This window comes from Arenibacter sp. F26102, from assembly GCF_023015865.1.
Lineage (GTDB): Bacteria > Bacteroidota > Bacteroidia > Flavobacteriales > Flavobacteriaceae > Arenibacter.
Window position 1 is genome coordinate 152,843 of record NZ_JALKBC010000011.1, and the last position, 15,384, is coordinate 168,226.

The 15,384-nt window shown below is 37.4% G+C and carries 8 protein-coding genes; 7 read left to right on the forward strand and 1 reads right to left on the reverse strand.

The window, feature by feature from the left end:
- Positions 1-18 precede the first annotated feature (18 nt).
- The 7 genes from MWU78_RS15905 to MWU78_RS15935 all read left to right on the forward strand — a co-directional run bounded on the left by MWU78_RS15905 (position 19) and on the right by MWU78_RS15935 (position 13,530).
- Entirely contained in the window at positions 19-1,179 is a 1,161-nt protein-coding gene (locus tag MWU78_RS15905) for a FecR family protein (protein WP_246999489.1), read from the forward strand.
- Positions 1,180-1,293: 114 nt separating this feature from the next.
- The gene (locus MWU78_RS15910) at positions 1,294-4,650 is read left to right on the forward strand and encodes a TonB-dependent receptor (RefSeq protein ID WP_246999496.1); all 3,357 of its coding nucleotides are present in this window, start codon (positions 1,294-1,296) and stop codon (positions 4,648-4,650) included.
- 32 nt (positions 4,651-4,682) lie between these two features.
- The gene (locus tag MWU78_RS15915) at positions 4,683-6,191 is read left to right on the forward strand and encodes a RagB/SusD family nutrient uptake outer membrane protein (protein WP_246999498.1); all 1,509 of its coding nucleotides are present in this window, start codon (positions 4,683-4,685) and stop codon (positions 6,189-6,191) included.
- A gap of 142 nt (positions 6,192-6,333) precedes the next feature.
- Positions 6,334-7,737 carry an aryl-sulfate sulfotransferase gene (locus tag MWU78_RS15920; protein WP_246999499.1) on the forward strand — a complete coding sequence of 468 codons (1,404 nt, stop codon included), beginning with the start codon at positions 6,334-6,336 and terminating at the stop codon, positions 7,735-7,737.
- Positions 7,738-8,279: 542 nt separating this feature from the next.
- The gene (locus MWU78_RS15925; protein WP_246999501.1) at positions 8,280-9,791 is read left to right on the forward strand and encodes a DUF4832 domain-containing protein; all 1,512 of its coding nucleotides are present in this window, start codon (positions 8,280-8,282) and stop codon (positions 9,789-9,791) included.
- A gap of 119 nt (positions 9,792-9,910) precedes the next feature.
- Entirely contained in the window at positions 9,911-10,396 is a 486-nt protein-coding gene (locus MWU78_RS15930) for a hypothetical protein (RefSeq protein WP_246999503.1), read from the forward strand.
- Entirely contained in the window at positions 10,396-13,530 is a 3,135-nt protein-coding gene (locus MWU78_RS15935; RefSeq protein ID WP_246999505.1) for a DUF5107 domain-containing protein, read from the forward strand. Before MWU78_RS15930 ends, MWU78_RS15935 begins: the two co-directional genes overlap by 1 nt.
- Positions 13,531-14,112: 582 nt before the next feature.
- On the opposite strand, the gene MWU78_RS15940 is transcribed toward MWU78_RS15935, so the two are convergent.
- Entirely contained in the window at positions 14,113-15,141 is a 1,029-nt protein-coding gene (locus MWU78_RS15940) for a prolyl oligopeptidase family serine peptidase (protein ID WP_246999507.1), read from the reverse strand.
- Positions 15,142-15,384 lie beyond the last annotated feature (243 nt).

The window sequence follows — 15,384 nt, forward strand, 5'->3', positions numbered from 1 at the left end:
CTATAACAAGATTAATTTATGCCTGTATTTCATAAACTTATCCACTTATCCAAACAGATTGCATCTTCACTTTTGAAGGATAAGCAACCTGTTAGATTGGAACAATCCGAGTTGTTTAGTGATGAGGATAAAGCATATATTATAAAAAGCCTTACTGAGGATGCCTCAATTAAGGAACGCCTTGATCTTATTAATAAAATTGATACTAAGACAGACTGGGAAACTGTCAAAAATAAAATAGTGTTACCAGCAAAGAAACGCAATTGGACCTACCCAGCAGCCGCTGTTTTGGTTGTTGCTGTAATGTCAGTTTATTTTATTAAGTTCAATTTGTCCACAGCGTCCTCGGTTAAATCGCCTGTCATTTCAGGTGCTATTGAAGTTGGCACAAACAAGGCAATCTTAACATTGGAGGATGGCTCCAATGTTACCTTGGAAAAAGGTGACTCATTTAATACTAAAACGGTATATAGCAATGGAGAACAAATTGTTTATAATGCCAAGGAAAGCAAAAAGTCCGAAGTTGCCTATAATTATCTGACCGTTCCTAGGGGTGGTCAATTTTCTTTAAAATTATCGGATGGGACAAAGGTTTGGTTAAATTCCGAATCTCAACTTAAATATCCCATAACTTTTAAGGATGGTGAGGATCGTAAGGTTGAGCTAATTTACGGGGAGGCATACTTCGATGTAACCTCTAGTGAGGATTACCAAGGGGCCGGTTTTGTGGTAAGCAATTCTAGGCAAAATATTAAGGTGCTTGGCACAGAATTTAACGTTAAGGCTTATAAAGATGAAGCTAATATTTATACCACACTGGTAGAAGGGAAAGTGGCCGTTTCCATTGATGGTGTAACAGAGAACTTATTGCCAGACCAACAATCTATTTTGGACACAAATACCAAAAGTTTTACGGTGGGCTCTGTAGATGTTAATATTGAGATTTCATGGAAAGATGGTGTTTTTAGTTTCGATGGTTTGACTTTGAAAGAAATTATGAAGGTTTTATCCCGATGGTATGATATAGAGGTAGTTTTCTTAAATAAGGCAACCGAAAATGAAGAATTTATAGGAATATTAAGTAAGGATCAAAAAATAGAAGACATCTTATATACCATTAAAAACTTTAAAATCATTAAAGACTACGAAATAATCGATAATACAGTTATTTTAAAATAAAAAAATAAGAAATTTAAAAAAAAGGGCACGAGGTTATTGACATTTAGCGGTGTGCAGAACCTCGGCCCCTAATGAGTGTATCAATTAAATGTTTAACTAATACCAAGCAAATTTATGAAAATTAAGTTAACTAAGACTAAGGCGCGTATTTATTTCAGAGAACGCCTGCTATTCCTTCTAATGAAAACGTTTATCCTTTTATTTTGCACCACTGTATTCGGTTTTAATGTAGAGAACACATTTTCCCAGGAGAAGGTAATTATAGACCATGACCAACTGGCAACAGTGGATCAAGTATTTAAAATAATTCGAAAACAGACCAATTATAACTTTCTGTACCCTAAAGCATTATTTAAGGATGCCTCAAAGGTACAATTGAGAAAGGGTGAGATTATGGTAGGCGAATTATTAGAAAAAAGTTTAGATAATATTAATTTGAACTACGAGTTATCCGACAATGGCATCATATTTATTAGAGAAAGTTCAACACCTATAATCAGGACCATTATTCCCGGTAAGGAAATACAAGGTATCGAGATTTCGGGAACAATTTTCGATGACAATGGGCAACCTTTGCCGGGTGCCAACATTCTAGAGAAAGGGACCAACAACGGTACCCAATCTGATTTTGACGGTAATTTTGAACTAACTATAACCGACCAGAATTCCACTCTAGTGGTTTCCTATCTAGGATTTACGACCAAAGAAGTGCCCCTCGAAGGAAACACTACACCCATTATAGTATTACAGGAAAATGCGGCGGCGCTTGAAGAAATAATAGTAGTGGGTTACGGAACCCAAAAGAAAACCGATGTAACCGGTTCTGTTAGCTCTGTAGGAAACGAGGACCTTAATCTGGGAGGCACTACAACCAATGTAGCAACTGCATTACAAGGACGAGCCTCGGGTGTGCAAGTACAGCAGGGCAGTTCTGCTCCAGGAACCAGCCCTTCCGTAGTTATTAGAGGGAGCAACTCGATCAATACCACAAATGAACCATTATATGTAGTTGATGGTTTTATATTGGATGAGGGTAAAAATATAAACCCGAATGACATAGAAAACATCCAAGTTTTAAAAGACGCCTCTGCCACCGCCATTTATGGGTCTCGTGGTGGTAATGGGGTAGTCCTCATTACTACAAAGAAAGGTAAAAAGGGTAAAATGCAAATTGAAGCCGATATATCTGATGGTATTCAAAGCATCATTAATGTTCCTTCTGTAATAAATGGACAAGAATATGCGGATACCCAAAACGCAATTGCAGCAGAAAACAGCAACTCCCCTATCTTTCCAACAAGCTTTCCAATATCCAATACCGATTGGTTTGATTTGGCAACACGGCAAGCTCGTGTGGTAAACAGGTCAATTAATTTTAGCGGAAGCGATGAATCGTCCAAAATTTTCATGTCCTTAAATTATTTAAGTCAGGAGGGGGTATTACGCAATACAGACTATGTGAAATATTCCGCTAGAATGGGAGCGGAGAAAAAATTCAGTGATAAAACTACGGTTGGGTTCAATTTCTATGGTTCCATTGCAGATGCTGACAATAGTGATTACACTGCCAATATCACCTCTCCCTTATTCCGTTTAATGGACGCTCCACCGACCATTCCGGTATATAATGAAGACGGATCTTATTACAAATATAATGGTAGGGACAATGCACTGGCTTTATTACTAGAGCCGACCAATGCAGAAAAAGATAGGTATGCGAACGGAAACATGTTTGTGGATTATAAGATTTTAAAAAACCTTACCTACCATTTTGGCGCTGGTGCGGAGTACACGTCTACCACCCAAGATTATTATACACCCCGAACACTTGCCGCTGGAGAGGTTTTAAACGGAACTGCTACTCAGTCCGTAAGCTCCAATCTAAAATGGATTACAGATCAATATTTAACCTATAAATTAACATTGGGCGAGCATGATCTAACAGCATTATTAGGCACCTCCAACCAGAAAGATTACTCAGAGTTTCTATCCGCTAGTGCCTCTGGTTTTGCTAATGATATTTTAACCTCTAACTCTCTTGATAGTGGTGACATTGCAGGCAAACCTTACTCAGTAAAACAGGAAACGAAACTAAAATCGTATTTTGGAAGGTTAAACTATGCTTTTGGAGACAAATATTTGGCAACTTTTACTCTGAGAAGGGATGGATCCAACCGATTTGGTCCCAACTTCCGATACGGCACCTTTCCATCGGCAGCCATAGGATGGAGACTATCAAACGAATCCTTTATGGAAAATTCGAATGTATTTTCCAATTTAAAATTCAGGGCCAGCTGGGGAGTTACAGGAAACGATAGGATTGGAAACTTAAGATATCTCGCCACATATAGACCCTACGGAACGGTCCTGAATCCAGGCGTCTTTGTAGGCGGAACGGAGCCAAAAATTTTAGCCAACCCCAATTTAAAATGGGAAGAGACCACGCAGACCAACTTTGGTTTGGATATGGGGTTCATAAACGGACGAATCAATGCAACCATAGATTTGTATAGAAAAACTACGGACGATGTACTTTTGGATCGACCTATCGGATATGAATGGGGTTTTAGTAGCGTTACCACCAATGCCGGAAAAATTCAAAACGAAGGATTGGAATTGGCCATAAACACTGTAAACATATTAAAAGATAAATTTACTTGGGGCTCGGCCTTTAATATAGCCTTCAACAAACAAAAGGTAATATCCCTTTCCGACGGGGTACCATTAATTTCCTCTAGCACGGCCAACCCCAGTGGATTGGTCACCTCGCAAGAGTTTACCCGTTTGGAGCCAGGAATGGCCATGGGAGAGCTTTATGGGTATCAATATGCCGGAGTGATCAAATCTGGAGAGACTTATGCGCCACAGCCTACTTCCCAACCCGGAGACCCTAAATATGTGGATATTAATAATGATGGCGAAATAACGGCAGAAGGAGATCGTACCTATTTAGGTAATACAATACCCAAGTTCATTGCAGGTTTCGGTAACGATATCACCTATAAAGATTTTGACTTAAATATCTTTTTCCAAGGAGCATTTGATTATTCCCTTTACAATATGAGAAGCATGGTGTCCGAATCCACTACTGGCACCGATGTATTAAACCGTTGGGTAGCGAATGTCAATGAGGATACGGACATTCCTAGAGATGGTTACTATTCTTCGGTTTATGGCAGCTATGTAAATTCTAAATTTGTGGAAGATGCCTCCTATGTTCGTTTAAAGAATGTATCCCTTGGCTACAATATTCCGCAATCCGCATTAAAACAAGTAAAGTTCGTTGATGCCGTGAGATTATATGCATCGGGCCAAAATTTGATAACAATCACCAAATATTCAGGAAATGACCCCGAGGTAAATGGCCATGATAAAAATGCAACTGAAAGTAATATTGGAGGGGGCATCGATTTTAACTCATTCCCAGCGTTTAGAACGTTTGTATTAGGGTTGAAAATTACTCTTCATTAATCTGTTATTTGTTAAAATAAAAATTATATACAATGAAAAAATACTTAATTCTTTTCCTAGTACTCGTAGCAGGGATACAATTTTCTTGCAACAAGGATCTTGACCCTAAAGTGTATAGCACTTTGACTAACGCAAATGCTTTTCAATCTAAATCAGACGCTATTTCTGCAGTCAATGCGGTATACGCCAAATTAAAAGGTCCCTGGGTAGGAGGCAATAGTACCTATTGGGCCACACGCCACTTTGCCTTGACTGATGTGCCCACAGATTTGGGGCATACCCGAGCTGGTGGAGATCCAAGACAGTTAGCCATTGGGTTGTGGGATGCTTCAAACGGATTGCTCAGACAAGACTATCAATACGCATATAAATTAATTTCCAATGCCAACAGTGCTATTAATAGTATTAAAGAAATGACCACGCTTACCGATACTGAAAAAGCGCAATTCTTGGCAGAAATCAAATTTTTGAGAGCAGTGTCCTATATGGACCTGACCGATGCATGGGGGCCCGTTGTTCTTTTGACCGAGGACGATTTGACCGATCCGGATTACAACAATCCTAAAGAACCCACGTCAGTAGAAGATATCGACGCTTTTTTGATAAACGATTTAACAGCTGCGGCCGAAGTATTGCCGTTAAATTATGTAGATAATGCCATTTATGGCAGTAATGATGTAGGTAGGGCTTCCAAAGGCTCGGCACTTACTTTATTGATGAAATTACATTTACGTAGTTTGGATTGGCAAAAAGTGGTAGACCTATCCGAGGATATTATGGAACTGAATCAGTACGCTCTTTATCCTACCTACGCTGGTTTGTTCAAAGAAGCCAACCAATGGTGTGAGGAAAATATTTTCTCTGTCATGGGAGATGCCCATACGAACGGTATGGAATTATTGAACCATTTTGGCCCAATGAATCATCCTGTAATTCAGAACAGATGGCATTATTATGGCGTGGCATGGGATTTTTACGATACTTTTGGAGATGAAGATGAGCGCAAACAAAGTTTTTATCCCGAATATGTAGGTGTAGATGGTTTGTTGTACAAACAAGCACCCAGTCTTGGCGCCATTCCTCCAGAAGGTGAGTTTTATATGCAGAATGTTCCAACCAGCAAATATGCGGATCCAGAATCACAATCCTATTATGATAGTCATAGTGTAAATATATTGCGCTATGCAGATGTTCTCTTGAGCAGGGCGGAGGCAATAAATGAACTTAGCGGTCCAACCACGGAAGCCATAAATCTGATCAACGAAGTTAAAGGTAGGTCTAACGCTAATACTTTGCCATTAACTGGCTTATCCAAGGAAATCTTAAGAGATGCTATTTTACAGGAGCGCGGTTGGGAATTTTTCTACGAAGGTAAGCGTAGGGCTGACTTAATAAGGATGAACAAATATGATGTTTTGGTAAATGCCCATCTAAATAAAATTGGGCAACCTTCCAATATTTCTATGCCCAAGAACAAATATTTTCCCTACCCACAAGGACAAGTTGACCTCAATCCAAATTTGAGCAATGCCGATAGGTAATATGGGATAATTACAAGATGAAATCAAGAATTTGGTGGGCCGTTTATTCGCCCATCAATTCTTGATTTTTTTTAGGGTATGTAAATCAATTGTTATGGAATGCACCTAAAGCCAAGACATTAATTATTGAAATTTTATTTAGATGGACTATAAGTCAGCAATTTACTGGTGTTTAATTTTTTCCATGGTACTTTTCATGGGTTGTGTCGAAAAAGATGCGAACATTATAGACACCATTAATATCGGGCTCCATGCCAACAACCGATTAAAAATTCAAATTGATATTGCTACCGCTAAGGAAGCCACGGTTTTTGTGGAATATTGGCCTGAAGATAAGAAAGAAAAACATAAAATTATTACACCTATTTCTACATATGGATTGAAACATATGCTTGTATTAAGTAATATTGTACCATTGACCAATTATACTTTTCAAGTTGTTACCAGTGACAACGTATCAAAAAAAACAAGCAAACCTTATCACTTTAAATCGCAGCAACTACCCAGTTGGCTACAAAATCAATTTAAAGCCAATTATACTCAAGCCGAGCTAATACCGGACAGATTTAAAGAAGGCTACATACTTTTAAGCAAAAGGGAGACCCCAGGGGTTGCCTATCTTATAGATTATAATGGAAATTTACGGTGGTATCATTCTGTAGATGGAGTAGGTTTTAAAGTCTCCAGATTCACAGAAGAGCAAAACATTATTTCCATTTTGGGCAAGAATGATGAGCCTACCAGTTATGGGAGTGAGATTTTAGAGATAAATTTGGCAGGAGATACCTTAGTCCATCTTCAGAAAGGCCAAGAAGATTTCAAGTATACCATTCATCATGAAATCATTAAAAAATCACCCAATGAATTGGTGACTATTTTTGTTGATGAAAAAGTAATGGACCTACGATCAATAGGAGGCAAGGAAAAAGATACAATTGTCGGGGATGGGATATTAATCCTCGATAAAAAAGGAAAGGAAATTTGGAAATGGAGTGTTTTTGACACCGAAGACCCTTTAAAAGATATAAATATTCTAGAGAACAAAAAAGATTGGGTGCATGCCAATAGCTTAAATTATGATACCGATGGAAACTTTATTATTTCGTTTTATAATAATGGACAAATATGGAAGGTAGATTCCAAATCCGGGGAAGTAATTTGGAAACTAGGTAAGGGAGGAACATTAAAGATGTCTTCCGATGCCAACTTTTCCCAAGCACATGCAGCTCATATTAACCAAAAAGGAGAATTAATGTTTTTCGATAATGGAGTTGAAGTTAAACAGTCTTCCGTTTTTAGGATGGACATAGATGACAAGGAGAAAACTGCCCACTTAAAGGGACAGGTTAAATTACCACTAGGCATTTACAACGAAAGAATGGGCAGTGCCTATATGGTTGATGATGAAACAGTGCTGGCTTGCGCTTCCAAAAGGCACAGCACCGTTCTGGTCAATTCCAAAGGTGATATATTATGGACATTAGTCTCCAATATCCCTCCCTATAGAGCTCAGTTTATCCCGGGGGAAAAGTTAAAACTGAATTGAATCCAATTATTTTATTATTCCAATACAAATCAAGTTTACCCTGTGCCCCAAACAATATGACCAATGATACCGTTAAAATAATTCTAATCCAATAAAACTTGTATGTCTATTAATCTATATACTTAACGCAGTATCCCTTTGCGGATAAACCAAGATTAATCCCCAACTACATTATCATTATTCCTGATACCATTGATAGGAAACGGATTTTCCATATTCATAATAATTCAAATTTTTAATCCATCCCACTTACACTTGTTCTTCTATGATATATATAAAACCTGCACTATACCTTTTACGGTACACGCCACAGATTATCTAAACATGCACAAATATGTGTGGGCACACAAAATTTGTAATTAAAATCCATTTTTTTCAAATTTATTACGGTTTATAACTGTTTATATTGATAAAAATAATATTTTTGTGTGCCCACACACTAGTATGTTTGCTCACAAGGGACCAGGGAGAAGGCGAAAGCTCAGTTTGTCCCATGGGAAAAGCTAAAACCTTACCTATTAAATTAATTCAAGATAAATACTATGATTTTAAAAATGAATGGATATAAGTTTTTACCAATTTTTTGTTTGTTGGTTTCTTTAGTAAACGGAATTTCGCTTTTCGGACAAAGTACCAGTGCAAAATCAGTAGTGAAAGTTTATCCTAAAGAGATTAATGACGTTTTACAAAATCCAGGAATTGGTTTTACGACATTTCAACGATTTAATGGTGATGAATTAAATTCCGGTGATGGATGGACGGAAGGATACCCTATTGAATATCAAGAATTTAAAGGAGATCTAACTAATAAAAACCACCCAAAAACAACTATTGCATACTATCGTGTTGCGTGGAGCTTCCTTGAAACGGGGCCAGGAATCTATAATTGGGAACTTATCGATAAGGCTCTAAAGACGGCAGCTGAAAGAGGACAAACCTTAATGCTTCGTATTGCTCCCTATTATAGTGAAGGTGATAGAGATGCCCCTATTTGGTATAAAAAAATTGTTGGAGAGGAAGACCTTAAAATAAAATATTGGAGAGTTGACCCTGAAAGCCCAGAGTATGTTCGTTATTTTGGCGGTATGATCGCTGCTCTTGGGCAAAGATATGACGGGCATCCAGACATAGAAGCTATTGATGTTTCTATTGTAGGATTTTATGGGGAAGGGTCAGGCACTCATTTACTTACTGATAAAACAAGACTATCCCTTATTAATTCCTATTTAGATAATTTCAAGAAAACGCATTTAGTTTTTCAGCCTCTAAACGGTGACGCTCCCCAACCAGAACTTTTGGTAAGAGGTAGCAATATAGCTGCATCCTGGCCAGATGGCACTAATACTAATAATGGAGTGGGTTCAAATATGAGGAATTTGGGATGGCGAATAGATTGTTTGGGCGATTTGGGTTATAAGCCCACATTTAGTCACATGGGCGATATATATCCTCAGGATATTATTAGAAGTGGAATGAGCGATGCATGGAAAAAAGCACCCATTACAATGGAAATATGTGGCACCTTTTTGAGGTGGTTGGAAAAGGAAAAATATGATGAAAAAGATGTTAATTATATTTTTGAACAGGCACTTAAATGGCATGTATCTTCCTTTAACGCCAAGAGTTCCCCTGTTCCTGAAAAATGGAGTCCTTTGGTTGATGCCTGGTTAAAAAAAATGGGGTATCGTTTTGTGTTAAGAAAATTTTCTTATCCCTCCATAGTAAAACCTCAAGGGCAATTATTAATTAAGGGTTGGCTAGAAAATAAGGGAGTTGCTCCAATTTATAAAGACTACAAATTTGCAGTTCGATTGAAGAATAAAACAACTACAAAAGTATTTTCTTTTAATGTTGATATTAGAGATTGGCTACCTGGAGATGTTTATTTAGAAGATAAGCTATACATACCACATGATATGCCATTAGGAGATTATCAAATAGAAGTAGCTATTGTTGACCCCGTATTGTTTGAATCTCGCGTAAAATTAGCTATAGAAGGGGTTAATGACGAAGGATGGTATACCATGGGAGACGTTAGCATAGTAGCCAAATAACAGGATTTATTATAATGCATTTTACGGGGCTCGTTATCAATATACTCGTATGGATACAAAGAATGTATAATTTCCCTAACACTATGATAAAAAAAACATTAATATTTCTTGTGTTAATTATGGCGACTCACCCCATATTGGCCGGGAACAGAACGTTTAATGGTATTGAAAAAATCACCGATATTTTTAAGCTTGGACATTTGGCCAATGCAGTGGTTCTGGAAGCAAATACTTTTGCTACTGGATATCTAGAAAATCTGAGTGACAATAACTTTAAAATCCCGTCTTTCCCCGCCTCTGATCAATTTGCTCCAATCCATAATATCCATACAGAGTATCTTAATAGTGATCCCAATCTGGATGCCATATTAGTCGACATTTTTTATGGGACTCCGTTTAAAAATAGCAGGTATGACTCCAATAAAAGAACTCTTCTAATCGGCGAAGAAAAAGGAATACCCAATGCTTTGAATCAAAAAAAAAGCGGAATAGACCTTAACGTAGAGGCCAGAGATATTAAAGCAATTCCATTAGCTTACAAAGAGACCTTACGCATTTACTCTAGCAACAATCAAGTTCCTAACACATTTAAAACTAATTTCTAATGTCAAAACATTTACACCTAACCTTAGTACTTTTAGCTGTTGGCCTGTATTTTAATGCCCAAGCACAATCTATATCCATTAAAGAAGAATTAAAATCAATAGACACCTATGGTTTTGGAGAGCCCAATCCTGTGCCACTATTGACTGAAAATGCCGAAATCTACCCGTATTTTAAGTTTGAAGGCTATCAACAAAAATCAAAGAAAAAAGATTGGAAGGTTGTCACCTTAGAAAACGATTACATTAAAGTAATGGTACTGCCCGAAATAGGTGGAAAAATCTGGGGAGCCATTGAAAAAAGTACAGGAGAAGAATTCCTATATAAAAATGAGGTTATAAAGTTTCGGAATATCGGCATGAGAGGTCCTTGGACCTCTGGAGGCATTGAATTCAACTTTGGGGTCATTGGGCATCATCCGTCTACTGCAACACCTGTAGACTACCTAATGCGCACCAATGCAGATGGTAGTGTCAGTTGTTTTGTTAGTAACTTAGACTTGCCTTCAAACACAAAATGGACCGTAGAAATTAGATTAGAGAAAGATAAGGCCTATTTTGAAACAAATGCATCTTGGTACAATGCCTCTCCCCTAACGGAATCGTATTACAATTGGATGACTGGGGCTGCAAGAACTAGTAACGATTTAGAATTTTTTATTCCTGGAAATGCTTATTTAAAGCATAATGGAGATGCTCATTCTTGGCCTATAGACGACAAAGATCGAAATCTTTTAATGTATAAAAATAATAATTTCGGTCCGGATAAATCATACCACATAGTAGGTGAATTTAATGACTTTTTTGGTGGTTATTATCATGATAAAGAGTTCGGTTTTGGTCAATGGTCTCTTTATGAGGAAATGCCTGGACAAAAACTATGGCTTTGGTCCCAATCACGATCCGGAGGTATTTGGGAAGATTTACTTACAGACACTGATGGCCAATATATAGAGTTTCAGGCAGGAAGACTTTTTGACCAATACAAACTAACAGAAGCTGTAAACCCAATTAGCCAAGTAGGATTCGACCCCTATGTAATGGACAGATGGAGTGAAATCTGGTTTCCTTTCAAAAAAATAGGAGGCATGGTAGATGCTTCACCAGAAGGGGTTTTGAATGTTGAAATCGTTGATGGAGAAGCGGTGATCAGTGTAAACGCACTACAAGATTTACATTCGGAAATTCATATTATAGCCGGACAAAAAGCTCTTACCGAGGCAATTGACCTAAAACCTATGGATATATTTTCAAAAAAAATAACTCTTGATAGCACAGAAGAAATAGAAGTTTATGTAGATGGAACTGAGTTATCTTATAACAGTGCTTCTACGGAAAACACGTTAAAAAGGCCTTTTCATTCTGATAAAGACTTGGATATCTCCGAAAGTGAAAAACTACTTTTTGCGGGTATTGAGACCCTAGAATCCCGTGAATTTGAAAAAGCCCATGAACACCTGTCCAATCTAGTTAAAATTGACCCATCAAACACTGCAGCATTGGTCAAATTAGCTGAATTGGAGTACCGTAAAACCAATTATGACCTTGCGCTAGAATATGCTAACACCGTTCTACGAATGGACACCTATAATTCTAGTGCCAATTACATGGCAGGTATAATTTACAGGGCGAAGGATGATGCTATCAATTCTTTAGAATCCTTAGGCTGGGCAGCACGTGATATTAAATATAGGTCTGTTGCCTATGCCCAAATAGCCGAAATCTATCTAGCCGATAAAAATTATTCTCGAGCTGAGACTTATGCCAATAAATCACTGGATTTTAATACTTACGGCATTAATGCCAGAGAAGTTTTACTTCTACTACATAGGGCCAACAATGATCAAGATGCGTTCAATCTAGAAAAAGAACGTATTCTATCAATTGATCCTTTAAACTATTTAGTGGCTATTGAAACTGCACGACTAATTGACGAATCAAGTGATTTCAAAATTGACCTAAATATTCAAAACGAATTTAAGGAAGAAACCTTATTGACCCAAGCATTGCGGTACAACGAACTCAATTTTAAATCTGAAGCGATCTTAACCTTATCCTCTAGCTTTAAAAGTCCTAAAAACCAGCTTTGGAGCGCTTACTTGCAAAAAGATTCAGATCCGAATGCGAGCGAACTACTTTTGAATGCTATGTTATCCGAGCCAATCGATTTTATTTTTCCATACCGTAGAGAAACAATTCCTGTTCTGGAATGGGCCACAGCGAAAAACACAAACTGGAAATTAAAATATTACTTGGCCCAAAATTATATTGCGGTAGGATTAAAGACCAAAGGAATCAATATTTTAAAGGAATTGGCGAATGAACCGGATTCACCTGTATTTTACCGCTTTAGGGCAAAGCTATATTTAGCTGATTTGGATACTTATTCTTCTAAGTCTGCCCTTGAAGATCTACAAAAAGCTTTGGACTTACAACCCAATGATTGGAAGGTATGGGAAGAAAACATTCTATTGAACCAATTACTCGAAGAAGATAAAAACGCCTACTCACTTTCAAAGAAAGCTTATAAGAAATTCCCAAAAAACTACAATATAGGATTAGCATATGCGAAGTCGCTTTTAAACCTTGAGCACTATCAACAAGTTTCAAAAATACTTGAGGACATACAGGTGCTGCCTTATGAACATGCCAACGAGAGCCGAAATATATACGAAAAGGCGTACATAGCAATGGCTGTACAAGAAATTAAAAAAGAGAAGTACACCAACGCACTGGCTGTTTTAGAAAAAGCCAAAAAATGGCCTGAAAATATTGGTGTGGGCAAGCCTTATACCCCGGATGAAAGAATATGTGATTATTTGACGGCTATAACCCTTGACAAACTGGGAAAACACAACGAGAGCAAAGAGGTAATGCTTGCTATTATTACATATACAAAAGAACACTATTCCATGAATAGCACCAATCATCTAGCGGGTCTATTGGCCGCTAAAACAATGGGAGGGAGCACTAATTTGGTTGAAGACCAATTAATAGCGACATCTACCAATAACGCATCGACCCAAATAGCATTGTCCATTTTCAAAGAAGATTTAAAAGCTACCAAGGAACTAGGTGAAAAACTTAAATTATCCGATACCGAATTGGAATTTTTGCAATGGCTAAAAGACCTATAAAAGGACTATCTTATAACGTGTATAAATAGAAAATAGCTGGGGCTTTCCCCAGCTATTTTTTGGTTTAACCCTAACTATTTGCACTTTCTAAAAATGGGTTCACCGATCAATTTCTAAAGCAGTTCAAAACTGCAGTGAGCTCTATGCCCATTTGGATTACGGAAAGCATAGCCGACCGTTTGATTCCAACATGGATAATGTTTATTTTGCCATAATGGGGCGCAACCTCCATCGGGAATAGCCGTTCCAAGGACCGTGAGGCGCCTTCAATTGCATGATAGTACCCAAACGCGACCATATATCGACGGGCTCGAGAACGCGATCGTATCGCGCTATACAAAGGGAATGTGCCACAACAGTCAAGTTAGCCAGTGTTAGGATATATCTACGTTAATTGTTTAAATAGGTGGCATCGTCCCCAAGATGTGAGGTCACCAAGACCATTTACAGCGTTGCGGCTACGCAGGGACGAAAAAAAGGTCAGAACTTTAGAAAAAAGCCGGACCCCTGTTATATTCAATTTACACCGCTTTGCAGGATAGGAATAGTGTCTTTGAAGACTATGATTTTGACGGTCTATTGTTAGTCCTCAAGTAGTTCATTTAATGCAAATTCTGTTAACATTTCGTGATTACCTTCAAATATTGATAAACTTAAATTTCCAAATTCCTTCTTTAAACAAATTTTTCTATCGGCAATATTCCCAAATTCTCCCAATGGTTCCCGTTTTTCGAACAACTTCAATTTCTCGGAAGTCGTTACATATTTTAAGGTGTCAGTTACGGACATATCTGTCAATAACTTATTGTAAAAATGTATTGAATGGCTTATCGGAACACTACCTTGTATTCCATCAAAAATACCGGCATAAATAAAAAGTTTTGAACTTTCTAATTTCTCTACTGGGGAATTCCAATAAAGCGGTGATTTTAGTTGAGCATTTGCGGTATTCAGTACGGTGTCTGAACCTGTGCAATCAAGAATATTCGCTGCGTAATTGTTATTTCTTATTTTACTTTCATTATGCCAAGCCATCAAGTCTGTTATTGATGCCCACGCTGAAAACTTTTTAATCTTATGTTTAGATTTCATAAAAGTACTTAGCGTGGCATAGCCACCACCACTTACACCCATAACATATATTCTATCTGTGTCAACATTGGAATTCCCAATCGCGTAAGTTATTGCATCATCAATGTCTGATAATGCCAATTCACTGCAGCAGGCACTAACTGTTTTGTTTGCCCCGCGAAAATCTGGATGGATATAATTCAAATCCTTCTGTTTGCATAGCTCTGCTAAGTCGTCCTTTTGTGAATAATCACCACTCCAAGTATGTAAACTTACTATTAATGGTTTTGGATCAGGTGACTTTGATTTATAGAAATATGATTTCTGGAAATTATTGTCCTTACTCGATTTAATTTCAACTATTTCAAATGCTTTACCCCAATCTGACTCCCGTGTATCGTCAAACTTTATATAAGTTTCACCAAATGGCTTTTGAATGAAGGACCAAGCCGTCTTATTGTGTCTAATAAAAATTCCTATTCCTACCCCGAATATTAAAATCAGGATAATGGTTGTTAATTTTAAATGTCTGTTTTTCATTATACTGTGAAATTTTTAGTGGTAATCTTCATTTTTATCACGCATCGCAGATTGCATAAAAATCTATACTATAATACAACTTGATTTGAAGCCAAAGATGAGCACACGGTTTTTTTATTTCGCTGATAATGGTTTCTGAAACGTGCGTATAGATCATAGTACGGTATTCTGAATCTTACCAACTCAAAATTTTAAACGAACTTACTGGAGACCTACCATTATAATGTGTAAATAATTAAAACT

Coding starts and splice junctions, on each gene's coding strand:
- MWU78_RS15905 (WP_246999489.1), top strand. CDS start 19: ATGCCTGTATTTCATAAACTTATCCACTTATCCAAACAGATTGCATCT.
- MWU78_RS15910 (WP_246999496.1), top strand. CDS start 1,294: ATGAAAATTAAGTTAACTAAGACTAAGGCGCGTATTTATTTCAGAGAA.
- MWU78_RS15915 (WP_246999498.1), top strand. CDS start 4,683: ATGAAAAAATACTTAATTCTTTTCCTAGTACTCGTAGCAGGGATACAA.
- MWU78_RS15920 (WP_246999499.1), top strand. CDS start 6,334: ATGGACTATAAGTCAGCAATTTACTGGTGTTTAATTTTTTCCATGGTA.
- MWU78_RS15925 (WP_246999501.1), top strand. CDS start 8,280: ATGATTTTAAAAATGAATGGATATAAGTTTTTACCAATTTTTTGTTTG.
- MWU78_RS15930 (WP_246999503.1), top strand. CDS start 9,911: ATGGCGACTCACCCCATATTGGCCGGGAACAGAACGTTTAATGGTATT.
- MWU78_RS15935 (WP_246999505.1), top strand. CDS start 10,396: ATGTCAAAACATTTACACCTAACCTTAGTACTTTTAGCTGTTGGCCTG.
- MWU78_RS15940 (WP_246999507.1), bottom strand. CDS start 15,141: ATGAAAAACAGACATTTAAAATTAACAACCATTATCCTGATTTTAATA.